Source organism: Nocardia sp. XZ_19_385 (assembly GCF_015355755.1).
Taxonomy (GTDB): domain Bacteria; phylum Actinomycetota; class Actinomycetes; order Mycobacteriales; family Mycobacteriaceae; genus Nocardia.
This window is the reverse complement of sequence record NZ_JACVEE010000002.1, coordinates 392,554-413,819: the sequence shown is the minus strand read 5'-3', so window position 1 is coordinate 413,819 and position 21,266 is coordinate 392,554. Positions and strand designations below refer to the sequence as shown.

At 65.8% G+C, this 21,266-nt stretch carries 25 protein-coding genes and 4 tRNA genes; 20 read left to right on the top strand and 9 right to left on the bottom strand.

The window, feature by feature from the left end:
• Complete coding sequence (locus IBX22_RS14445) at positions 1–1,035, bottom strand: aldo/keto reductase (RefSeq protein WP_194816095.1); 1,035 nt, start codon at positions 1,033–1,035, stop codon at positions 1–3.
• Between the two features lie 83 nt (positions 1,036–1,118).
• On the opposite strand from IBX22_RS14445, the gene IBX22_RS14440 reads away from it, so the two are divergent.
• Positions 1,119–1,733, top strand: coding sequence for a TetR/AcrR family transcriptional regulator (locus IBX22_RS14440; protein ID WP_194816094.1), 615 nt, complete (start codon positions 1,119–1,121; stop codon positions 1,731–1,733).
• Positions 1,734–1,868: 135 nt separating this feature from the next.
• On the opposite strand, the gene IBX22_RS14435 is transcribed toward IBX22_RS14440, so the two are convergent.
• Both IBX22_RS14435 and IBX22_RS14430 read right to left on the bottom strand, forming a co-directional pair.
• Entirely contained in the window at positions 1,869–3,011 is a 1,143-nt protein-coding gene (locus IBX22_RS14435) for a glycosyltransferase family 1 protein (RefSeq protein WP_309234611.1), read from the bottom strand.
• Positions 3,012–3,099: 88 nt separating this feature from the next.
• Positions 3,100–3,567 (bottom strand): MarR family winged helix-turn-helix transcriptional regulator, encoded by a 468-nt coding sequence (locus IBX22_RS14430; RefSeq protein ID WP_228538814.1) that lies wholly within the window; start codon positions 3,565–3,567, stop codon positions 3,100–3,102.
• Positions 3,568–3,624: 57 nt separating this feature from the next.
• On the opposite strand from IBX22_RS14430, the gene IBX22_RS14425 reads away from it, so the two are divergent.
• Positions 3,625–3,990 (top strand): cupin domain-containing protein, encoded by a 366-nt coding sequence (locus IBX22_RS14425; protein ID WP_194816093.1) that lies wholly within the window; start codon positions 3,625–3,627, stop codon positions 3,988–3,990.
• Here the strand turns inward: IBX22_RS14425 and IBX22_RS14420 are convergent.
• Positions 3,968–4,387, bottom strand: coding sequence for a DUF3592 domain-containing protein (locus tag IBX22_RS14420; protein ID WP_194817677.1), 420 nt, complete (start codon positions 4,385–4,387; stop codon positions 3,968–3,970). The genes IBX22_RS14425 and IBX22_RS14420 overlap by 23 nt on opposite strands.
• A gap of 100 nt (positions 4,388–4,487) precedes the next feature.
• On the opposite strand from IBX22_RS14420, the gene IBX22_RS14415 reads away from it, so the two are divergent.
• Positions 4,488–4,994 carry a DUF2505 domain-containing protein gene (locus tag IBX22_RS14415; protein WP_194816092.1) on the top strand — a complete coding sequence of 169 codons (507 nt, stop codon included), beginning with the start codon at positions 4,488–4,490 and terminating at the stop codon, positions 4,992–4,994.
• Positions 4,995–5,059: 65 nt separating this feature from the next.
• Here IBX22_RS14415 and IBX22_RS14410 read toward each other — a convergent pair whose 3' ends face one another.
• The 3 genes from IBX22_RS14410 to IBX22_RS14400 form a co-directional block, all read right to left on the bottom strand.
• Positions 5,060–5,518 (bottom strand): VOC family protein, encoded by a 459-nt coding sequence (locus IBX22_RS14410; protein WP_194816091.1) that lies wholly within the window; start codon positions 5,516–5,518, stop codon positions 5,060–5,062.
• 67 nt (positions 5,519–5,585) lie between these two features.
• Entirely contained in the window at positions 5,586–6,005 is a 420-nt protein-coding gene (locus IBX22_RS14405) for a helix-turn-helix domain-containing protein (protein WP_194816090.1), read from the bottom strand.
• Positions 6,005–7,264 (bottom strand): geranylgeranyl reductase family protein, encoded by a 1,260-nt coding sequence (locus tag IBX22_RS14400; RefSeq protein WP_194816089.1) that lies wholly within the window; start codon positions 7,262–7,264, stop codon positions 6,005–6,007. Before IBX22_RS14400 ends, IBX22_RS14405 begins: the two co-directional genes overlap by 1 nt.
• 203 nt (positions 7,265–7,467) lie before the next feature.
• Between IBX22_RS14400 and IBX22_RS14395 the strand changes: the two genes are divergently transcribed.
• Entirely contained in the window at positions 7,468–8,490 is a 1,023-nt protein-coding gene (locus tag IBX22_RS14395) for a polyprenyl synthetase family protein (protein WP_194816088.1), read from the top strand.
• A gap of 91 nt (positions 8,491–8,581) precedes the next feature.
• The gene (gene htpX, locus IBX22_RS14390; RefSeq protein ID WP_194816087.1) at positions 8,582–9,463 is read left to right on the top strand and encodes a zinc metalloprotease HtpX; all 882 of its coding nucleotides are present in this window, start codon (positions 8,582–8,584) and stop codon (positions 9,461–9,463) included.
• A 29-nt stretch (positions 9,464–9,492) separates the two neighbouring features.
• Here the strand turns inward: htpX and IBX22_RS14385 are convergent, their stop codons facing one another.
• Positions 9,493–9,984 carry a YajQ family cyclic di-GMP-binding protein gene (locus tag IBX22_RS14385; protein ID WP_194816086.1) on the bottom strand — a complete coding sequence of 164 codons (492 nt, stop codon included), beginning with the start codon at positions 9,982–9,984 and terminating at the stop codon, positions 9,493–9,495.
• Positions 9,985–10,185: 201 nt separating this feature from the next.
• Between IBX22_RS14385 and IBX22_RS14380 the strand changes: the two genes are divergently transcribed.
• From IBX22_RS14380 to rplA, 10 genes are all read left to right on the top strand, one after another.
• A tRNA-Tyr gene (locus tag IBX22_RS14380) sits at positions 10,186–10,268 on the top strand.
• Between the two features lie 197 nt (positions 10,269–10,465).
• Positions 10,466–10,538: transfer RNA gene (locus IBX22_RS14375), tRNA-Thr, on the top strand.
• 89 nt (positions 10,539–10,627) lie between these two features.
• A tRNA-Met gene (locus tag IBX22_RS14370) sits at positions 10,628–10,703 on the top strand.
• Positions 10,704–10,743: 40 nt separating this feature from the next.
• A complete protein-coding gene (gene rpmG / locus IBX22_RS14365; protein WP_194816085.1) occupies positions 10,744–10,914 on the top strand; it encodes a 50S ribosomal protein L33 in 171 nt (56 codons plus the stop codon).
• Positions 10,915–11,099: 185 nt separating this feature from the next.
• Positions 11,100–12,167 (top strand): fused (3R)-hydroxyacyl-ACP dehydratase subunits HadA/HadB, encoded by a 1,068-nt coding sequence (locus IBX22_RS14360; RefSeq protein ID WP_194817676.1) that lies wholly within the window; start codon positions 11,100–11,102, stop codon positions 12,165–12,167.
• 170 nt (positions 12,168–12,337) lie between these two features.
• Positions 12,338–12,410: transfer RNA gene (locus IBX22_RS14355), tRNA-Trp, on the top strand.
• Positions 12,411–12,442: 32 nt separating this feature from the next.
• The gene (secE, locus tag IBX22_RS14350) at positions 12,443–12,820 is read left to right on the top strand and encodes a preprotein translocase subunit SecE (RefSeq protein ID WP_194816084.1); all 378 of its coding nucleotides are present in this window, start codon (positions 12,443–12,445) and stop codon (positions 12,818–12,820) included.
• Positions 12,821–12,920: 100 nt separating this feature from the next.
• Positions 12,921–13,691, top strand: coding sequence for a transcription termination/antitermination protein NusG (gene nusG, locus IBX22_RS14345; protein ID WP_309234610.1), 771 nt, complete (start codon positions 12,921–12,923; stop codon positions 13,689–13,691).
• A 188-nt stretch (positions 13,692–13,879) separates the two neighbouring features.
• Complete coding sequence (gene rplK / locus IBX22_RS14340; protein WP_194816083.1) at positions 13,880–14,314, top strand: 50S ribosomal protein L11; 435 nt, start codon at positions 13,880–13,882, stop codon at positions 14,312–14,314.
• A 73-nt stretch (positions 14,315–14,387) separates the two neighbouring features.
• Positions 14,388–15,104 carry a 50S ribosomal protein L1 gene (gene rplA / locus IBX22_RS14335; protein WP_194816082.1) on the top strand — a complete coding sequence of 239 codons (717 nt, stop codon included), beginning with the start codon at positions 14,388–14,390 and terminating at the stop codon, positions 15,102–15,104.
• A 65-nt stretch (positions 15,105–15,169) separates the two neighbouring features.
• Here rplA and IBX22_RS14330 read toward each other — a convergent pair whose 3' ends face one another.
• Complete coding sequence (locus tag IBX22_RS14330; protein ID WP_194816081.1) at positions 15,170–16,777, bottom strand: MFS transporter; 1,608 nt, start codon at positions 16,775–16,777, stop codon at positions 15,170–15,172.
• Between the two features lie 429 nt (positions 16,778–17,206).
• Between IBX22_RS14330 and rplJ the strand changes: the two genes are divergently transcribed.
• From rplJ to IBX22_RS14305, 5 genes are all read left to right on the top strand, one after another.
• The gene (gene rplJ / locus IBX22_RS14325) at positions 17,207–17,761 is read left to right on the top strand and encodes a 50S ribosomal protein L10 (protein ID WP_194816080.1); all 555 of its coding nucleotides are present in this window, start codon (positions 17,207–17,209) and stop codon (positions 17,759–17,761) included.
• A gap of 64 nt (positions 17,762–17,825) precedes the next feature.
• Positions 17,826–18,206 (top strand): 50S ribosomal protein L7/L12, encoded by a 381-nt coding sequence (gene rplL / locus IBX22_RS14320; protein ID WP_194816079.1) that lies wholly within the window; start codon positions 17,826–17,828, stop codon positions 18,204–18,206.
• Positions 18,207–18,448: 242 nt separating this feature from the next.
• Positions 18,449–19,543: an ABC transporter ATP-binding protein gene (locus IBX22_RS14315; RefSeq protein ID WP_194816078.1), complete on the top strand. Its 1,095-nt coding sequence runs from the start codon at positions 18,449–18,451 to the stop codon at positions 19,541–19,543.
• A 21-nt stretch (positions 19,544–19,564) separates the two neighbouring features.
• On the top strand, positions 19,565–20,359 hold the full coding sequence (locus IBX22_RS14310; RefSeq protein WP_194816077.1) for an ABC transporter permease: 795 nt from the start codon (positions 19,565–19,567) through the stop codon (positions 20,357–20,359).
• Between the two features lie 105 nt (positions 20,360–20,464).
• The gene (locus IBX22_RS14305) at positions 20,465–21,229 is read left to right on the top strand and encodes an ABC transporter permease (protein ID WP_228538985.1); all 765 of its coding nucleotides are present in this window, start codon (positions 20,465–20,467) and stop codon (positions 21,227–21,229) included.
• Positions 21,230–21,266 lie beyond the last annotated feature (37 nt).

Below are 21,266 nucleotides of genomic sequence, written 5' to 3'. Positions count from 1 at the left end.
TCAGACGGCAGGCGGATTGAGCCGCGTGAAGTCGGGCAGCCGGTAGTACGGGTAGTAGGGGTACGGGGGAGTGGTGGCACTCGCCTTGTCGAGGCGGGCGACCTGCTCGGCATCCAGCTCCCAGCCGACCGCACCGAGGTTCTGCCGCAACTGTTCTTCGTTGCGAGCCCCCACGATGACCGTCGACACGGTGGGCCGCCGCAGCAACCAGTTCAGCGCGATCTGCGGCACCGTCTTGCCGGTCTCCGCGGCGATCTCGTCGAGCACGTCGACGACGTTGTAGAGCACCTCGTCATCGACCGGCGGGCCCGCCTCGGCGGTCTGATGCAGGCGGCTGCCGGCCGGAAGTGGCTGTCCGCGACGGATCTTGCCGGTGAGCCGGCCCCAGCCGAGCGGGCTCCACACGACCGCACCGACACCCTGGTCCTGGCCCAGCGGCATCAGTTCCCACTCGTAGTCGCGACCGACCAGCGAGTAGTAGACCTGGTGTGCCACATAGCGAGTCAGGCCGCGGCGATCGGCGGCGGCGAGCGATTTCATCAGCTGCCAGCCCGCGAAGTTGGAGGCTCCGAGGTATCGGATCTTGCCTGCCTTGACCAGATCGTCCAGCGCCGCAAGGGTTTCCTCGACCGGCGTGTGCGCGTCGAAGGCATGCAGCTGGAACAGGTCGATGTAGTCCACACCGAGCCGGCGCAGCGATCCCTCGACGGCGCCGATCAATCGGGCTCGGCCCGACCCCGCGTCGTACGGCCCGGGTCCGGTCGGCAGGCTCGCCTTGGTCGACAGCAGCAGCTGATCCCGCCGGCCCTTGATGGCCGCCCCGAGCACCTCCTCCGAGGCGCCGTCGGAATAGACGTCGGCCGTGTCGAACATGGTCACGCCGGCCTCCAGGCTGATGTCGACCAGCCGCCGAGCCTGCTCCGCATCGGTGTCGCCCCATGCGCTGAACAGCTCACCTCGCCCGCCGAAGGTCCCCGCGCCGAAGCTCAAAGCCGGGACAACCAAACCTGATGCGCCGAGCCGCCGGTACTCCATGATGACTCCTAAAGGGTCTATAGTTCCGTTAACGCTTGGAACGCTACACCCGATTCGCCACAAATGGAACTGGAGACCCATTAATGCCCGAGGAAGAGCTCTCACCAGGTTCGATCCGCCCAGGCGGTCGCACCGCCCGCGTCCGCGAAGCAGTCTTGCGCACCGCCGGGGACCTTCTCGCCGAACGCGGTTTCGCTCACCTGGACCTCACCGAAGTCGCAGCCAAAGCCGAGGTCGGCAAAACCACCGTCTATCGCCGCTGGGGCACCGCCTCCGCGCTGGTCGCCGACCTGCTCGCCGACATGGCCGAGCAATCGGTCGCCCGCGCCGACACCGGCACCCTCCTCGGCGACCTCACCGCCAACGCTCGCCTCGTCGCCAAAACCCTTGCCGACCCCCGTCAAGGCCGCCTCTTCCGCGCCGTCATAGCCGCAGGCACCTGCGACGAAACCGCCGCCACCGCCCTGCACCGCTTCTATGACATCCGCTTACGCGAATGGTCCCCCTGCGTCGAAGTCGCCATAACCCGCGGCGAGGCCCCACCCGGCACGAACCCCCGCGCCGTCCTCTCGGCGGTCTCCGCCCCCCTCTACTACCGCCTTCTCGCCAGTGGCGACCCCATCGACGAATCCATCGCCGATCAATCCGCCCTCGCTGCCGTAAATGCGGTTACCGCAGGCATATTCGTCACCTCGTGAGTCGGTGCTCACCAGGTTGTTCCCGGCGTGTTTTGCAGCCGGACCTCCAGCCGCGGTTGCCCGTTTGTTCCGGCATGTCGATGCCCGGGACCCAACGGCACCGGTGGGCTGGATGGCCCAGGTTTCGCAACTGGCTCAAGCCGTGTGCGGCAACTGAATTCGAGTGCCGGTGACATCGGCGTAGTGGCCCATCAGTTCGGTGCAAATGGCAGGCCAGGTGCGGTGCAGCACGGATTTGCGAGCGGCCCTGGCGAATCGGGCGCGGATGTCTGGATCCCGCAGGGCGCCAACCGCGCTCGGGAGGAGTTCGCTGAAGCGGTCGACCGGCAGCAGGTATCCGTTGCGGCAGTGGGCGATCAGGTCGCGAGGCCCACCGGCGTCGGGTCCGATCACCGGAATGCCGGAGGACAGGGCTTCCTGGACGCCCTGGCAGAAGGTTTCGTGTTCGCCCGCGTGGACCATGACATCGAGGCTCGCGTAGGCCTGGGCGAGTTCGGCGCCACCGAGTTCGCCGGTGAAGACAGCCGTCGGCATCAGGGCGGCGAGCTGGGCTCGGTCCGGTCCGTCGCCGACGATCACCAGTTGGATCGTCGGGTCGTCGGCGAGAACGGCCAGGCGTTCGACATGCTTTTCCGGTGCCAGCCGGCCGACGAAACCGACGAGCAGTTTCTCCTGACCGGCCAGCCACCCGGCGCGCAGACCCGCGCGCTGGGCGTTGGGGTGGAACCGGGCGATGTCGACGCCGCGGCCCCAGCGGTGCACGCGCGGAATGCCATGGCGTGCAAGGTCTTCCGCGGCAGCGGTGGAGGGTGCCAGGGTGCGCGTGGCGCCTTCGTGCAGGCGTCGCGTCCAGGCCCAGGCCGCACGGCTGGCCAGGCCGAGGCCGTAGCTCTTGGCGAAACCGGCGACATCGGTTTGGTAGACCGCGACCGTCGGCAGGTCCAGGCGCAGCGCCGCGCCGAGGCCGCCCGCCCCGAGCAGAAACGGGGAGGCCAGGTGGACGACGTCGGCGTCGAAATCTCGGATGGCCGCGGTGATTCCGGGCTGCGGCAGGCCGACGGGCAGCGAGCTGATTTTCGGGACCATCATCGCCGGGACCCGGTGGACCGGGAACCGGCCCTGCTCGCGGGGTGCGGGCGGGAGACCGCGGATGGTGTCGGGCGCGATGACCAGCGCGTCATGGCCGTGCTGGTCCAGATGGTCCAGCACCCGCAAGACTGAGTTCACGACGCCGTTCATGTTCGGCAGGAACGACTCCGCGACGATCGCTACACGCACCAGCTCAGCCTGACCGGCCCAGCGCGCCGGGCCCCGACGCCGACGTGAAGCCCATGGAAAGTTCCGGCGAACTTATCGACGAGCCCGCTCAGATGTGGGGCGCCCGCCACCGCGGGTCGGCCAGATTCTCCGGTGTGGTGATCGCTTCCAGCAGCGTGCGCAGGGTGCGCACCGCCTCCGCGCCGTGTGCCTTGACCAGCTTGCGCTCCAGATCGCGGTGGAACCGCCGGGCGGCGGCGAGTGCGTTGTTGCCCTTGTCGCTGAGGTAGAGCAGCTTCGCCCGGCGGTCGCCGGGGTCGGGCCGGCGTTCCACGTAACCGCGTTTCTCCATCTCGTCGACCAACTGCGCCGCGCCCTGCTTGGTGATCGTGAGCCGGTCGGCGAGCTCGCTGATGTTCATCGCGCGCAGGTCGAGACTGCGGAAGACGTAGCCGTAGGACGGCCCGGCGTCACCGAAGCCTTTTTCGGCCAGGGCTTCTCGCATCTCGTGCACGAAATGCTGGTAGCCGAGGCCGAGCAGAATTCCCAAATCCAGGTCTTGCGCGGAACGAGTCATGCCGCCATGATAGTCAAGTCAACTTGTTCAAGTGAACTTGTCTATTTCAGGAGATATATGCACCTCATCACCGCCGCCGACGCCCCCCGATTCGACCTACCCCACGCCCAGTTCAGTGGTATGGCATCACCGAGTCGCGGCTCGGCGCAGCTCTGCACCTGGCGGCTCACCGTGCCGCCGAACCAGGAAACCGGTGCGGCCCACGTCCTCGACCGGGACGAGGTCTTCATGCTGATCTCGGGTCAGCTGGAGATCAGCGGCCAGCTGCTCAACGCGGGTGACGCGCTCGTCGTGCCCGCGGGCAGCCCGATCGCGGTCGGCAACCCGGGCGACGAGCCCGCGGTCGCGCACATCGCGATTCCCGCGGGTTTCCAGGCCACGATGGCCGACGGCAGCAAGCTCAGCCCGCCGTGGGCGCAGTAGCCCGGCGCCGCATTCGCCGGATCACCCAGACGACGGGCAGCGCCACACCCCAGGCCACCACAATCACCGATGCCGCGGGCAGCAGCGCGACCCGCGCGTCCCGGCCCGCGACTCGGACCAGATCGGGATCCTCGCGGCTGTACTCGACCTTGATCCGCTCACCCGCGGTGAGATTGGTCGGGTACAGCACGCCGACCTTCGGGTTGTGGTTCTTCCCGTCCGGCGTCACATAACTGACCGCCGAACGCAACCGGCCCGCCGACAGCACCTCGGCCGTGGTGGTGCCCTTGTCGGAGCTGATCAGATAGTCGTCACGCCACGCGGCGAGCACCAGTAGAACCATCAGCACACTGATCACCGTCGCCGTGGCGAGTGCGGCGGTACAGGTCCGGCGCAGACGGACATCGCGCGCAACGGAATCGCTACGCGATGCTTCAGACCGCTTGGTTTCCGACACCAATCCAGCCTACTGAGCACCTCAACTAACCTGTGCGCCCATGTCCCGAAAATTCAGCTTCACCGTGCCCTACAGCATCCCGGTCGAAGATCTTCACCGGGCACTTACCGACGACAACGCCTGGCAGGCCCGGTTCGCCGAAGCGACGACTGCCACCATCGATCTCACGCATCCCGACGGTGCGGGCACCATTCGCATCCACATGACCGAAAAGGCCAGCGACGACAAGATTCCGAGCCTGGTGACCAAGGTGCTCAAGAGCGAACTCATGTTCTCGCGCACCGACAACTGGGGGCGCCTCGACGGCGAGATCGCCCGGGGCACCCTGGAAGCCGCGACCGGCGGCATCAACAGCGAGATGTCGGGCGCCTACGAAATGCGCCCGACCGCCGAGGGTTCGGAGATCGAGGTCGTCGGCACCGTCGATGTGAAGGTCCCGCTGGTCGGCGGCGCCATCGAGCCGCTGGCCGAGCAGCTGCTGCACCGCGTGCTCAACAGCGAGCGTGAGTTCATGCAGGAGTGGGTGGCCAGCCAGGCCAACGCCTGAGTTGCCGCATCCGCTGACTGACGCGCCGGGTGCTCAACGACGAGCCCCGGCGCATTCGTTTCCGGCTACTCCGGGCAGGGCTCGTAATCGGTCATTGTCTTCACGTCGAAGTCCTTCGGCTCCACCAGCACCAGCCAGTTGCCGGAGTTGTCCCGGATGACCGCCTCGGTGCCGTAGGGCCGCTCGGCCGGCGGCTGCACGAATTCCACGCCCTTCGCGGTCAGCTCCTCGAATGCCTTCTGACAGTTCTCGGTCTGCAGCCCCAAAGCTCCGTGCGTGCCGTTGGCCAGTGCCCGCCGGATCGCCTCGGCCAGATTGTCGTCCAGCGGCGGCCCGGGCTCCATCAAGGTCACCTGGAGTTCGAGATGGTCCGGCTGCGCCACCGTCACCCAGCGGAACCCGTTCTCGCCCATGGTGACGTCGCTGGTCTCCACGAACCCCAGCTTGTCCACGTACCACTGCTTGGCCTCGGTCTGATCGTTCACATAGACCGTAACCAGCGAAACGTTCGTAATTGTCGTCATGCGTCCAGGCTATTTGCCCGGACCGCCTGCGGCTTCTCCGAAATTGCGCAGTTCCGAAAGCGCCGGATCATGACCCCGGTTCTGGTTTCCGATCCGATAGCCCGTGCATGAAAATAAAGCATCCGGGGATGTGCGGAGCGCCGTGGGCGAACTCGGCCTGATACTCCGAGGGACTGACGCCGACCAGCTGCCGGAACTTGCTACTGAACGAACCGAGGCTGCTGTAACCGACCAGCATGCAGATCTCGGTGACTGTCAGGTTGGTGGCGCGCAGCAGGTCCTGGGCCCGCTCGATGCGCCGCTCGGCCAGGTAGACCGCGGGCGTCTTGCCGTACACCGCGGTGAACGCGCGCAGAAAATGAAACTTGGAAATTCCTGCGGCGGAGGCTAATTCGTCCAGATCGAGGGGCTCCGCGTAGTTCCGGTCCGCCAGATCCCGCGCCCGCCGCAGGTGTGGGAGCAAATAGAGCGCGGGCAGGCCGGACATCAGGCGAAGGGGGGCAACTCGTCGGAACGCATAGAGGCTCGCCCGGCCAAGCGCCAGGCGCGGGCGGTGATATCCAGGTCCTCGTCGGTGACGAGGTTGCCCATCACGCGAACGGCGGTGCGCTGCAGGTACTTCGACCGCATCACCGGCGGGCCGCCGAGCGGCACCATGCGCGGGTGGGTGGCCAGGCCCGCGATCCGCCGGGCCGCGGAGAAGGTCCGCCCGTAGCGGGCCCGCAGCAGTTCCGGCCAGATGTGCGTGAAGTCGGGTTCGTCGAGCAGCTCGGACAGCATGTGCCCGCCCTCGAGCCCGTAGTCGATGCCCTCGCCGTTGAGCGGATTCACACAACCGGCCGCGTCACCGATGAGCACCCAGTTGCGTCCAGCCACATTCGACACCGCGCCACCCATCGGCAGCAGCGCCGAAGCGACCGCGCGCAGCTCTCCTTCGAAGCCCCATTCCTCGAAGCGTTGCGAAGTGTAGTGCTGCAGTAGCGGTTTCAACGCGATGTGCGAGGGCCGTGCCTCGGTGGCCAGCGACCCGACGCCGATGTTCACCTCACCGTTGCCGAGCGGGAACACCCACCCGTAGCCGGGCACCAGATTGTTCTCGGCGTCCCGCAGCTCCAAATGCGAGGTGATCCACTGATCGTCGCTGCGCGCGGACTTGATGTAGGCGCGCGCCGCGGTCCCGTAGGCGTATTGCCGATGCCAGGTCCGGCCGAGCTTCTTGCCGATGGGGGAGCGCACGCCATCGGCGACGACCAGTGTCGTGCACTCGATCGCGCGCGTACCCGCAGCGGTCTGCACCGTCACCCCGGTGACCCGATCGCCCTCGCGGGTGACATCGATCACCTTCGTACCGTCCAGCATCCCGGCCCCGGACTTCACCGCCGTCTCGCGCAGCTTGTCGTCGAGTTCGGTTCGCGGAACGGCACTTCCGTACGTCGGGAAGGAGCCGTCGGGCCAGGGCAGCAGGGCCTCGCGACCGAAACCGGTCATCCGCAGACCGTGGTTCACGGTGTGTGCGCGCACCCAGTCGCCGAGACCGAGATGCTCGAGCTCTTTGGTCGCGCGGGGAGTCAGCCCGTCGCCGCAGGTCTTGTCCCTGGGGAACACGGCGGAATCGATCAGCAGCACCTCGCGGCCCGCCCGCGCGGCCCAGGCCGCCGCGGCCGAACCGGCCGGGCCCGCGCCGACAACCAGAACTTCGGTCCGGTTGGGCAGCGCGCCAGCGGGGGTGACATCCGGTGAACCCATGGCCCAATACTTGCAGGACCGTCATGTTCATGTCGACGCGGTGTGCCCGCGAACACGGCGAATCCGGCGCGGCCGAGCCACGTCGCGTGCACCGGATATGGAAGGCTGGTTGGTGCACCACATAGTGACGGTGTTCATGGGGCCGCGTGGCTGGTACACGCTAGGTTCTTACCGTGGGGTCGGACGCATCGCTGGGAGAAGAAATGAGCACATCGGCTGTGGATGAGCAGAATACGGTGGTGGCGGGGGTCGACCTCGGCGACCTCGAGCTCGCTGGCACTGTGCGCAACGGCCTGGAGCAGGTCGAAAAACTCCTCATCGACGAGCTGTCCGACGGCGAGGACTTCCTCCAGGAAGCCGCGCTGCACCTGGCCAAGGCCGGCGGCAAGCGCTTCCGCCCGCTGTTCACCATCCTCACCGGCCAGCTCGGCCCGAACCCGACCGACCCCGCGCTGATCACCGCGGGCACCGTCGTCGAACTCGTGCACCTGGCCACCCTGTACCACGACGACGTGATGGACGAGGCTCCGATGCGCCGCGGCGCCGTGAGCGTTAATTCCCGCTGGGGCAACAGCATCGCGATCCTCGCCGGCGACTACCTGTTCGCGCACGCCTCCCGCCTGACCTCCACCCTGGGCCCGGACGCGGTGCGCATCATCGCCGAGACCTTCGCCGAACTGGTCACCGGCCAGATGCGGGAAACCATGGGCGCCCGCGAATCCCAGGATCCGGTCGAGCACTACCTGCGCGTGGTCTGGGAGAAGACGGGTTCGCTGATCGCCGCGTCCGGCCGTTTCGGCGGCACCTTCTCCGGCGCCGACACCGACCACGTCGAACGCCTGGCCCGCCTGGGCGACGCCGTCGGCACCGCCTTCCAGATCTCCGACGACATCATCGACATCTCCTCGGCCGCCGAGCAGTCCGGCAAGACTCCCGGCACCGACCTGCGCGAGGGCGTGCACACGCTGCCGGTGCTGTACGCGCTGCGCGAGGAAGGCGCCGACGGCGACCGCCTGCGTGCGCTGCTGGCCCGTCCGCTGGAGACCGACGCCGAGGTAGACGAGGCCCTGGCTCTGCTCGGCCGCTCCCGCGGCATGGTGCTGGCCAAGGAGAAGCTGCAGGGCTACGCCGACGTCGCGCACGCCGAACTGTCCGCCCTGCCCGCCGGCCCCGCCAACGACGCCCTGCAGCGACTCGTCCGCTACACCATCGAGCGCGTCGGATAGCCCACATCTCCGGCGGAACTCGCCCACCCTTTCTATCGTTTGAACTGCTGTAAGGGCAGGGACGGAACTGGGGGAGCGGCGAGGGAGACCTATGCACGGCGGGTATGCGAACGGCTTGAAGACCTTCGGGTTGATGGTCGGGCTTTCGGCGCTGATCGTGTTCGCCGGGGCCATGTTCCGCAGTCCGACGATCTTGATCATCGCCATTCTGATCGCCGTCGGCACCAACGCCTACGCCTACTTCAACAGCGACAAGCTCGCGTTGAAGGCCATGCACGCACAGCCGGTGAGCGAGCTGGAAGCGCCCGTTATCTACCGCATCGTGCGCGAGCTCGCGACCACCGCGCGCCAGCCCATGCCGCGGCTCTACATCTCGCCGACCAATGCCCCTAACGCCTTCGCCACCGGCCGCAGTCCGCGGCACGCCGCGGTCTGCTGTACCAGCGGCATCCTGCAGATCCTGGACGAGCGGGAACTGCGCGCGGTGCTCGGGCACGAGCTGTCGCACGTCTACAACCGCGACATCCTGATCTCCTCGATCGCGGGCGCGCTCGCCGCCGTCATTTCCGGCCTGGCGAATCTGGCGTTCTTCGCGTCGATGTTCGGCGGCAACCGCGACAACGGCGGCGGTCCGAATGTCCTCGGTGTGCTTTTGATCTCACTTCTGGGCCCGATCGCGGCGACCCTGGTGCGGCTGGCCGTTTCCCGCTCCCGGGAGTTCCAGGCCGATCAGTCGGGCGCCGAATTGACCGGTGACCCACTGGCCCTGGCGTCGGCGCTGCGCAAGCTGGAGCGTGGCGTGCAGGCCGCTCCGCTGCCCCCGGAGCCACAGCTGACCACCCAGTCACACCTGATGATCGCCAACCCGTTCCGCAACGGTGAGCGCGCCGCGCGCTGGTTCTCCACCCACCCGCCGATGGCCGAGCGCATCGCCCGCCTGGAAGAACTGGCGGGCGGCCCGCTAGATCAATGAAATCGCAAGCCGCCCAGCCGTTTTCGCATCTATCGGTAGTTGACGAACTGCAGTGCGATACCGAAATCCTCGCCCTTCAGCAGCGAGATGACGGCCTGCAGGTCGTCGCGCTTCTTGCTGCTGACTCGTAGTTCCTCGCCCTGGATCTGCGCCTTGACGCCCTTGGGGCCTTCGTCGCGGATCTTCTTGGAGATCTTCTTGGCGTGCTCGGTGTCGATACCCTGCACCAGCGTGCCGGTGATCTTGTAGAGCTTGCCGGAGGCCTGCGGTTCGCCGGCGTCGAACGCCTTGAGCGAGATATCGCGGCGGATCAGCTTCTCCTTGAACACATCGAGCGCGGCCACGACCCGCTCTTCCGCCTCGGCGGTGAGCACGATGTTCTCCTCGCCGGACCATTCGATCGTGGCGCCGGTGCCACGGAAGTCGTAGCGGGTGTTCAGCTCCTTCTCCGCCTGATGCAGGGCGTTGTCGACCTCCTGCCGGTCGACCTTGCTGACGACATCGAAAGACGAATCGGCCACACTGCGCTCCTGTTCCTGACGGGATTTCCGGACATCGTTAGTTGTACCCGGAAGCGTGACGGTAGTCCCGCCGCATCGCGGCACGGGTAGCCGGGCAGGACGGTGATGCCACCCGAAGCGCCCCTCTAAACCGGCGTTGTGCAGCCGGTTTGCATTGAGGGTGCGGGTTCGATGTATTCTCGTCACCGCGCCTAGCGTGATGGCAGATTGCCCGAGCGGCCAATGGGAGCAGACTGTAAATCTGTCGGTGAAAGCCTACGTAGGTTCGAATCCTACATCTGCCACCGAAAGCCCCCGTCGATCTTGATTGATCGGCGGGGGTTTCTTGGTTCCAGGGCCCGGATCCCGGCCGGTGGCCGGAACACTCGCCGGAAACAACCTCTGACCTCACGATTTGGAGGTGCGACCGGGGAGTGTGTAATCTCGTTCAAGACTTCGCCGCGCCGAGTCAGTAAGTAAGACCCGGAGCGGATGCTGTCATGCCCCCTTAGCTCAGTCGGTAGAGCGTTTCCATGGTAAGGAAAAGGTCAACGGTTCGATTCCGTTAGGGGGCTCGCCGGATTGCCGGTGGTGGCCGAATCGGCATCGCTATCGTGTCCCACGATGTGGGGCTGGGTGCGGCACCAATGGCAATACGCCCCGTGGCGGTGTAGCTCAGTTGGTAGAGCAAACGACTCATAATCGTTGTGTCGCCGGTTCAAGTCCGGCCATCGCTACCATTAACCCAGACCGCTAGGTTGACGCGAAAGAAGGAATGTCGTGGCCGCGAAGTCCACCGATGTCCGGCCAAAGATCACCTTGGCCTGCGAAGAGTGCAAGCATCGCAACTACATCACCAAGAAGAACCGGCGCAACGACCCGGATCGCTTGGAGATCAAGAAGTACTGCCCGAACTGCAACGTTCACCGGGCCCACAAGGAATCCCGCTAACCCGGGACGACATAGCCAGAACTGCTCGAGGCCGGACGAGAGTCCGGCCTTAGCGCTATTCAGGGTAAGAACGATATACGGACACAGCCGCCACCCGCGGTCACGCCGGGATCCCTTGTAAGTCGGCGTGATTGCTCCGCCGACTCCGGGCTGCGGGGTCAGATAGGTACAGTCCTCCCGTGACAATGAACACCACCACCGGTACAGATGAAGTCCAGGCGAATGTCGAGTTCGACGCTGCCGCCCACGCGGCGGCCATGGTCGGTCACCACTACCGCGTCGACGACTACTACGAGGTCGGCCGCGAGAAGGTCCGCGAATACGCCCGCGCCGTGCAGGACTACCACCCGGTGCACTGGGAAGAGGACGCCGCTCTCGAGTACGGCTACGACAGCCTCGTCGCCCCGCTCACCTTCATCTCGCTGGTCGGCATTCTGGCCCAGGGCAAGCTGTTCGAACAGATCGTCACCGGCTACGACCTGAGCCAGATCATGCAGACCGATCAGATCCTGGAATTCCACCGGCCCATCAAGGTCGGCGACCAGCTCACCTGTGACGTCTACCTGCACTCGTTCCGGCAGGCCTTCGGCGGCGACATCATCGTCACCAAGAACATCGTCACCGACCAGCACGACGAGCTGGTGCTCACCACCTACACCACGCTGATCGGCCGCAGCGGCGGCGATATCGACCCGAACCTGCAGGGCGCTGTGCGCGGCGTGCTGATGCACGGCGTCGGTGGCGGCGAGGTGCCCAATCATCGGCCGCGCACCAAGATGCTGGACGGGCACGTGGCACCGGCGAAGGCGCCGAAGATCGAACCGTCCAAGCACGGACTGCGTTTCGAGGACATCGCGGTCGGCGACGAGCTGCCCGCGCGCACCGTCCGGCTCACCCGTGGCGATCTGGTCAACTACGCCGGCGTCTCCGGCGACGCGAACCCGATCCACTGGAGCGACCAGGTCGTCAAGCTCGTGGGCCTGGACAACGTGGTGGCGCACGGCATGCTCACCATGGGCCTCGGCGGCGGTTTCGTCACCTCCTGGCTCGGCGATCCCGGTGCGGTCAAGGAATACAACGTGCGCTTCACCAGCCCCGTCTACGTCGGCTCCGACGAGGCGGCCGAGATCGAGTACACCGGCAAGGTGAAGTCCGTCGACCCGGAAACCCGCACCGCGGTGATCGCGATGGTCGCGAAGTCGGCCGGGCGCAAGATCTTCGGGCGCGCGACGGCGACGGTTCAGCTGTCCTGAACCAGCGTGGTGGCCCCGGATTGGTAATTGGCGCGGGCGGTGACGTAGACTCGTGCTCCGGGGTTACCAGCCGCTGCGCGCTGCTCTCGAGCAGCGCGCGTGTCATGTGACAACCGGAATAATGTAGAACTGAATATCGAAAGTGGTTGGACGCACTTGGGTCCGACCAAAGGGGCGTAGCTCAATTGGCAGAGCAGCGGTCTCCAAAACCGCAGGTTGCAGGTTCAAGTCCTGTCGCCCCTGCCCTTTAAAGCCAGCGACGAGAGAGGATCGACGTGGTCGACGAGCGGGATACTCGCCACGGCGCGGCCGACGATGGCGATGACACCGCCGCGGTTGCTCGGCCGAGCGGTAAGCGGTCCGCGCGCCGGACTCGCGGTTCCGCGTCGGACACCGGGTCGATCGCCACGATCGACCGGCCGTCGCTGAAGAAGGCAGACAAGACCAAAGGCGAGAAGCGGGGTAATCCGTTCAAGCGCCTGAGCAAGTTCCTGCGTGAGGTTATCGCGGAACTGCGCAAGGTGATCTGGCCCAACCGGAAGCAGATGGTCACCTATACGACCGTCGTTCTGGTGTTCGTGATCTTCATGGTGGCGTTCATCAGCGGGTTGGACCTGGCGTTCATCAAGGGTGTCAACTGGCTGTTCGGCTAGCCTGGGACTCCGGTGCAGCGCCGCTACGCCGCCGCTCGCTAGTGAGGCCGAATCCCGGCAGGCAGACGATGTACGTGACGACACAGGAAGTGAGTGCCCAGTGAGCACCCCGGAGAACGACACAAACGACGAGTTCCCGGTCGACGACGCGGTGGAAGCCGCCGAGACCGCCGGGGAATCCGCTGCTGTCGACGAAGCCGAGGCTGCTCCGGCCGAGCCTGAAGCGCCCATCGACGCCGAGCCGGCTGATCCGGTCGCCGAGATGACGGCCGCGCTGCGGCGCGCTCCGGGTGACTGGTACGTCATCCACTCCTACGCCGGTTACGAGAACAAGGTGAAGGCCAACCTCGAGACCCGCGTGCAGAACCTGGACCTCGAGGAGTACATCTTCCAGGTCGAGGTGCCGACCGAAGAGGTCACCGAGATCAAGAACGGCCAGCGCAAGCACGTCAACCGCAAGGTGCTGCCCGGCTACATCCTGGTCCGCATGGAACTCAACGACGAATCCTGGGGCGCGGTGCGTAACACCCCCGGTGTCACCGGTTTCGTCGGCGCCACCTCGCGCCCGTCCCCGCTGACCATCGCCGATGTCGTGAAGTTCCTGGTCCCGGCCGCGCAGCAGCAGAAGAAGCCGACCGCTGCCGAAGTCGCCGCCGGCGCTTCCCCGTCCTCCGACGTGTCCCCCAAGCCGACCATCGAGGTCGACTTCGAGGTCGGCGAGTCGGTCACCGTCATGGACGGCCCGTTCGCCACGCTGCCCGCCAGCATCTCCGAGGTCAACGCCGAACAGCAGAAGCTCAAGGTGCTGGTCTCGATCTTCGGCCGCGAGACTCCGGTCGAGTTGGCGTTCACCCAGGTCGCCAAGATCTAAAGCTTCCATCGGCCCGGCGCGAGCCGGGCCTTTGGTGTTCGACGGGGCCGCCCGGATGTCGAGGTAGTGGCCCCCGGTAAGGTATATGGGTTCGTGCGTGGATCCCGAGGAGTTGTCATCCGGGATCCGGCCGCGCCCGCCAAAGGCTTACGGCAACCGTAAGGAACCGAAAAAACCAAGGAAGAAAGATGCCCCCCAAGAAGAAGAAGCTCGCCGGGCTCATCAAGCTGCAGATCGAGGCCGGTAAGGCGAATCCGGCTCCGCCGGTCGGCCCCGCGCTCGGTCAGCACGGCGTGAACATCATGGAGTTCTGCAAGGCGTACAACGCCGCTACTCAGCAGCAGCTCGGCAATGTCATCCCGGTCGAGATCTCGGTCTACGAAGATCGCTCGTTCGACTTCAAGCTGAAGACCCCGCCCGCCGCCCGGTTGCTGCTCAAGGCCGCCGGTGTGCAGAAGGGTTCGGCTGAGCCGCACAAGACCAAGGTCGCGAAGGTCACCATGGACCAGGTCCGTGAGATCGCCAAGACCAAGCAGGAAGACCTGAACGCCAACGACATCGAGCAGGCCGCGAAGATCATCGCCGGTACCGCGCGCTCGATGGGCATCACGGTCGAAGGCTAAAAGCCGCAACCCATGTGGGAGGGCCGGCCAGGCCCGACAACCACATCTGAACTAGAAACAAGGACAGAGCAACATGGCAAAACGAAGCAAGGCGTACCTCGCCGCGGCCGAGAAGGTCGACAAGGACAAGCTGTACTCCCCGCTGACCGCTGCGCGGCTGGCGAAGGAGACCGCCACCACCAAGACCGACGCGACCGTCGAGGTCGCCGTTCGTCTCGGTGTGGATCCCCGTAAGGCCGACCAGATGGTCCGCGGCACGGTCAACCTGCCGCACGGCACCGGTAAGACCGCCCGCGTCATCGTGTTCGCGGTCGGCGACAAGGCCGCCGAGGCCGAGGCCGCCGGTGCGGACGCCGTCGGCGCCGAGGACCTGATCGAGCGGATCCAGGGCGGCTGGCTGGACTTCGACGCCGCGATCGCCACCCCGGATCAGATGGCCAAGGTCGGCCGCATCGCGCGTGTCCTGGGCCCGCGCGGTCTGATGCCGAACCCGAAGACGGGCACCGTCACCCCCGATGTGACCAAGGCCGTCAACGACATCAAGGGCGGCAAGATCAACTTCCGCGTCGACAAGCAGGCCAACCTGCACTTCGTCATCGGCAAGGCGTCCTTCGACGATGCCAAGCTGGTGGAGAACTACGGCGCCGCGCTGGAGGAGATCCTGCGTGTGAAGCCCTCGACCGCCAAGGGCCGCTACGTCAAGAAGATCACGGTTTCGACGAACACCGGACCGGGCATCCCGGTGGACCCGAACCGCACCCGCAACCTCCTCGAAGAGGATGCGCAGTAGCACCTGGCCGTAACGCCTGAGGGGCGGGAACGCGAATCGCGTTCCCGCCCTTTGCTATTGGTGGGCTACTCGGCGTCGGCGGACTTCCGCCAGCCGAGCAGGACGGATTCGCCTTCCGGGACACCCCAGGGCAGGAAGATCGCGACGATCACGGCGCAGACCACCACCGCGGCCGCGGCGACCAGCGAGGCGGCGTGCGAGCCCTCCAGGGCCGCGGATTTCATTGCGGTGATGAGGTTTTCGCGCTGGCCCTCCAGGAAGGACGGCAGTTCCCGCTTGCGGAGCTCCAGCACGCTGAGCGGGCTGGCCTGGACGAGGCTCTTCTGGTCCTCGGTCATGAGCGTGGCGGGGACCTTCGCGATCAGCGGTTCGACGCGAGTCGTGTAGTAGGAGGCCACAATCGAGCCGAGCACCGCGACGCCGAGGGTGCCGCCGATTTCGCGGGTGGTGTCGTTCACCGCGGAACCCGCGCCCGCTTCATCCAAAGGCAGTGCGCCCATGATGGATTCGGTGGCCGGGCCCTGCACGATGGCCAGGCCGAAAGCCATCGAGACCATCGAGGGCAGCACGTCGGTGAGATAGGCGCTGTCCACGGTGACCTGGCCGCCGAGGTAGAGGCCCAAGCCGGTGAGTAGCAGGCCGAACACGATGACCGGCGTGGTGCCGAGGCGCTGCGCGAGCAGGGTGGCGACCGGTGCGCCGATCGCGACGGAGAACGCGAACGGCAGTGAGGCGATACCGAATTCGAGCGGGGTGTATTCGCGGACGCCCTGGAAGTACTGGGTGATCAGGAACAGGAACCCGAACATCGAGAAGTAGCCGATCGCGATCGACAAGGCGGGCAGGGAGAATCGGCGGTTCCGGAACAGCCGCATGTCGAGAATCGGTGCGCGGGTACGTAATTCCCAGCCGATGAACGCGGCCGAGAGCGCCACGCCGAGCGCCGCGGTACCGAGGGTGGTGAACGACAACCAGCCGTTGTGCGGCGCCTCGATGATGGCCCACACCACCAGCGTGATGCCGGCGATGGACAGCGCGATGCCGGGCAGATCCAGCTTGCCGACCTGCGGGGAGCGCGATTCCGGCACCCAGAACCAGGTGGCCGCCAAAGCCACTATCGCCACCGGCACATTGATCCAGAACACCGAATGCCAGGAGAAATGCTCCAGCAGCCAGCCGCCCGAGATCGGGCCGATCGCGATGGCGAAACCGGCCATGGCGGTCCAGGCGGCGATCGCGAGCGCCCGTTCGCGGCGTTCGGTGAAGATATTGATGATCAGGGCCAGCGTCGCGGGGAAGACAGCTGCCGCGAAGATGCCCATGGCAGCGCGGGAGGCGATGACCGCGCCCATGGATTCCGAGAGCGCACCCGCGATCGACATCGCGGCGACGCCGCCCAGGCCGAGCATCATCATCCGTTTCCGCCCGTAGCGGTCACCGAGATTGCCGAAGGCCAGCAGCAGGCCGGCGAACGTGAGCGTGAACGCGTCCACCACCCACTGCAAGCCGCTGACGTTGGTCCGCAGCTCGACACCGATGGACGGTAATGCCACGTTGACGATGGTGTTGTCGAGGACGACCAGCAGTTCTGCCAGGCAGATCACGGCCAGGGCGAGGAAGCGCTGCGATCGTCGTTCCAGCAGCTGTGGTGGATCGACTATGGAGGTTGCCATAGTTCAGCAGCTAAGCAGTAACTGTCACCGGAAGTAACACCTGTTAGCAGCGACTTCGGCCACATTGAGGTCTTCAATGTGAGCCAGCACACAACAATGGAACGGCATATCGGCCTCGTGCGAACCCCGTTTTGGCAGATGGGGGTAGGTGCCTGTACCGTAGGAGCAAGTAATCGACCAGTTCGATAACTACCCAATCCGTTCTACCGAAGACCGTTGGTCGCTGTGCCCGTCAGGGTGCGGTCGAAGGTCCGGCGATATTGCCGGCGGCCCACGCAGGGATGAACCGAGGTTAGGGACATGATTCGGTAAAACGAATGATTCCTGTGCGCCCCGGAACGCTCTGCGTCCGGGGCGTTAGCTTTTTCGCCGGCCCCTGGAATTCGGAAGTTCGATACGAGAACCGACCATCCAGAGAGGAGGCGAAGTATGGCAAAACCTGAGAAGGTCACCGCGGTCGCGGAGATCACGGAGCAGTTCAAGAGCTCGACGGCCACTGTTGTCACGGAATACCGTGGCCTTTCGGTCGGCAAGATCACCGAGCTGCGTCGTGCCCTGGGCACCGGCGCCACTTACTCCGTCGCCAAGAACACCCTGGTCAAGCGCGCTGCCGCCGAGGCTGGCGTCGAAGGCCTGGATGACTTGTTCGTCGGTCCGACCGCTATCACCTTCATCAAGGGTGAGCCGGTCGACGCCGCGAAGGCGCTCAAGGCTTTCGCCAAGGACAACAAGGCGCTGATCATCAAGGGCGGATACATGGACGGCGTCGCGCTGTCCGTGTCCGAAGTTGAGCGGATCGCCGACCTGGAGTCCCGCGAGGTCCTGCTGGCCAAGCTGGCCGGCGCGATGAAGGCCAACCTGTCGAAGGCTGCCGCCACGTTCGCCGCTCCGGCGACGAAGATGGCTCGCCTGCTCGTGGCCCTGGAGGAGAAGCAGCGCGCCGGTGGCGCCGTTGCCGATGCTCCGGCCGCCGACGCCGAATAAGTCACCCACCCCAAGCATTTCATCGCCGCTCACGCGGAGATGACCCCATCGAAAGGAAATATCAATGGCTAACGTTGACGAGCTGCTCGAGACCATCGGCGGAATGACCCTGCTGGAGCTGTCCGAGTTCGTGAAGGCGTTCGAGGACAAGTTCGACGTCAAGGCTGCCGCTCCGGTCGCCATGGCGGGCCCGGCCGGCCCGGCCGCCGCTGCCGACGCCGTCGAAGAGCAGGACGAGTTCGACGTCATCCTCGAGGGTGCCGGCGACAAGAAGATCCAGGTCATCAAGGTCGTTCGCGAGATCGTCTCCGGCCTGGGCCTGAAGGAAGCCAAGGACCTGGTCGAGGGCGCCCCGAAGGCGATCCTGGAGAAGGTTGCCAAGGACGCCGCCGAGGCTGCCAAGGCGAAGCTGGAAGAGGCCGGCGCCAAGGTCTCGGTCAAGTAATTCGACCGCATTGCGCTCGAAACGGGCGGTTCCCTTCGGGGGGCCGCCCGTTTTGCATTTCTGGACTCGCTTACCGGCGGTCCTTACCTGGCACGGGTGTCTGGGTTACTCTTCGGTCAGGTTGGGGTGCGCCGCATCTCGCACGTGAGCTACAGTGACCGGACCCACTGTGACGTGACACACCGCGAGATCGCGCGCGGTTCGGCACACGGGGGCTCGCTGAAGAATTTGTGGAGGTAGGCGTGGGCGTCGAAGTCAGGACCGAAAGTGTAACCAAGTCCTTTGGTTCACAGCGTATTTGGCAGGACGTGAGTATTACGCTGCCCTCCGGTGAGGTCAGTGCCCTGCTGGGCCCCTCCGGTACCGGTAAGTCCGTCTTCCTGAAGTCGCTGATCGGTCTGCTGCGCCCCGAGCGCGGCTCCATCTACATCGACGGCACCGACATCACCACCTGCTCCAACAAGGAGCTCTACGAGATCCGCAAGCTCTTCGGTGTGCTGTTCCAGGACGGCGCGCTGTTCGGCTCGATGAACCTCTTCGACAACACGGCGTTCCCGCTGCGTGAGCACACGAAGAAGTCCGAGTCCGAGATCCGCAAGATCGTCATGGAGAAGCTGGAGCTCACCGGTCTGCTCGGCGCCGAAGGCAAACTGCCCGGCGAGATCTCCGGTGGTATGCGCAAGCGCGCCGGGCTGGCCCGCGCGCTGGTGCTGGACCCGCAGATCATCCTCGTCGACGAGCCCGACTCCGGTCTGGACCCGGTACGTACCTCGTACCTGTCGCAGCTGCTGCTCGACATCAACGCCCAGATCGACGCCACGATCCTGATCGTGACGCACAACATCAACCTGGCCCGCACCGTGCCCGACAACATCGGCATGCTGTTCCGCCGCCAGCTGGTCATGTTCGGCCCGCGCGAGGTGCTGCTCACCTCCGACGAGCCCGTGGTCAAGCAGTTCCTCAACGGCCGCATGATCGGCCCGATCGGCATGTCCGAGGAGAAGGACGAGGCGCAGATGGCCCGCGAGCAGGCCATGGCCGACGCCGGTCACCACCACGGCGGCACCGAAGAGGTCGAAGGCATCATTCCGCAGATGAAGGCGCAGCCGGGTATGCCGGTTCGCCAGGCGGTTGCTCGTCGTCAGGCGCGCGTCCGCGAGATCATGCACACGCTGCCCCGTGCGGCGCAGGACGCGATCCGCGAATCTCTCCAGGGCGAGGGTGACACGCAGGTGCTTCCGGCCTACACGCAGGCCGGACCCAACTACGACGGTGGCACACAGGAATTGGGCGGCGGGTACGACACGACCGTGCGCCACAACACAACTAAAGGGTAGCCAGCAGGTAGCATTCGCCGGGTGAACCCCACCCTGGTGCGTTTCCGGACTCCGGTCGAGTCCGCATTCGGCCAGGCCGGCAACATCTTTGCGCTCCTCGCCGACGTGGCGCGCAAGACGTTCAAGCCGCCGTTCCAGTGGCGGGAGTTCATCGAGCAGTCCTGGTTCATCGCCAGTGTCTCGATCCTGCCCAGCGCGTTGGTGGCCATCCCGTTCGGCGCCGTTGTCTCGTTGCAGACGGGTTCGCTCGTCAAACAGCTCGGCGCCGAATCCTTCACGGGGGCTACCAGTGTGCTCGCCACTGTGCAGCAGGCCGCCCCGGTCGTCACCGCGCTGATCATCGCGGGCGCCGCCGGGTCGGCGGTCGCCGCCGATCTCGGTTCGCGCACCATCCGCGAGGAGATCGACGCGATGGAGGTGCTCGGCGTCGACCCGATCCATCGGCTGGTGGTGCCGCGGGTGCTGGGGATGATGCTGGTGGCGGTGCTGCTCAACGGTTTGGTGTCGGTGGTCGGCATCGCCGGTGGCTATTTCTTCAATGTGCTGCTGCAGGGCGGTACTCCGGGCGCCTATCTCGCCTCGTTCTCGGCGCTGGCGCAGTTGCCGGACCTGTGGATCGGTGAGATCAAGGCGCTGATCTTCGGGCTGCTGGCCGGAGTTATCGCCGCGTACAAGGGATTACATCCCGGCCGGGGGCCGAAAGGCGTCGGTGAGGCCGTGAATCAGTCCGTGGTGATCACCTTCTTGGTGCTGTTCTTCGTGAATTTGGTGCTGACGCTGGTCTATCTGCAGGTTGTCCCGGCCAAGGGCGCCTGAGCCATGGCAACCCAGTACCGAGCGCCGGTGGTGGCGAAGTCCATCCGCCTGGCCGAACGGGCCGCCAAGGCGCCGGTGACGCTCATCGATCGCGCCGGCGAGCAGATGCTGTTCTACTCGCGTGCCATCGCCTGGATTCCGCGTACCGCGGTGCATTACCGCAAGGAAGTACAGCGGCTGCTGGCCGAGGTGACCTTCGGTTCCGGTGCGCTCGCGGTGATCGGCGGCACCATCGGGGTGATCGTGTTCATGTCCATGTCGGTCGGTTTCGTCGTCGGCCTGCAGGGTTTCAAGGCCCTGGACGCGCTCGGCACCTCGGTGCTCACCGGCTTCCTCACCGCCTACATCAACACCCGCGAAATCGCCCCGCTCACTGCGGCTTTGGCATTGTCGGCGACGGTGGGCTGCGGTTTCACCGCGCAATTGGGCGCGATGCGGATCTCGGAGGAGATCGACGCGCTCGAAGTGATGGCGGTGCCCGGTATTCCGTTCCTGGTGACGACCCGGGTGATCGCGGGATTCCTCGCGGTCATTCCGCTCTACATCGTGGGCCTGCTCGGCACCTACCTGGCCTCGCGGACGGTCAGCATCTGGTTCGAAGGGCAATCCAGTGGCGCCTACGACCACTATTTCAGCCTGTTCCTGCCACCTCAGGACGTGCTGTATTCGTTCCTCAAGGTGCTGATCTTCGCGTTCGTGATCATCCTGGTGCACTGCTACTACGGCTTCAACGCCACCGGCGGGCCGGCGGGTGTGGGTATCGCGGTGGGGCGGGCGGTGCGCTCGGCGATCGTGCTCGTGAATGTGCTGGACTTCTTTCTCAGCCTGGCTATTTGGGGGACGTCGACGACGGTTCGGATCGCGGGATGAGCGAGCGCAGCGAGCGAATCATGTGCCAGCGTGCTTC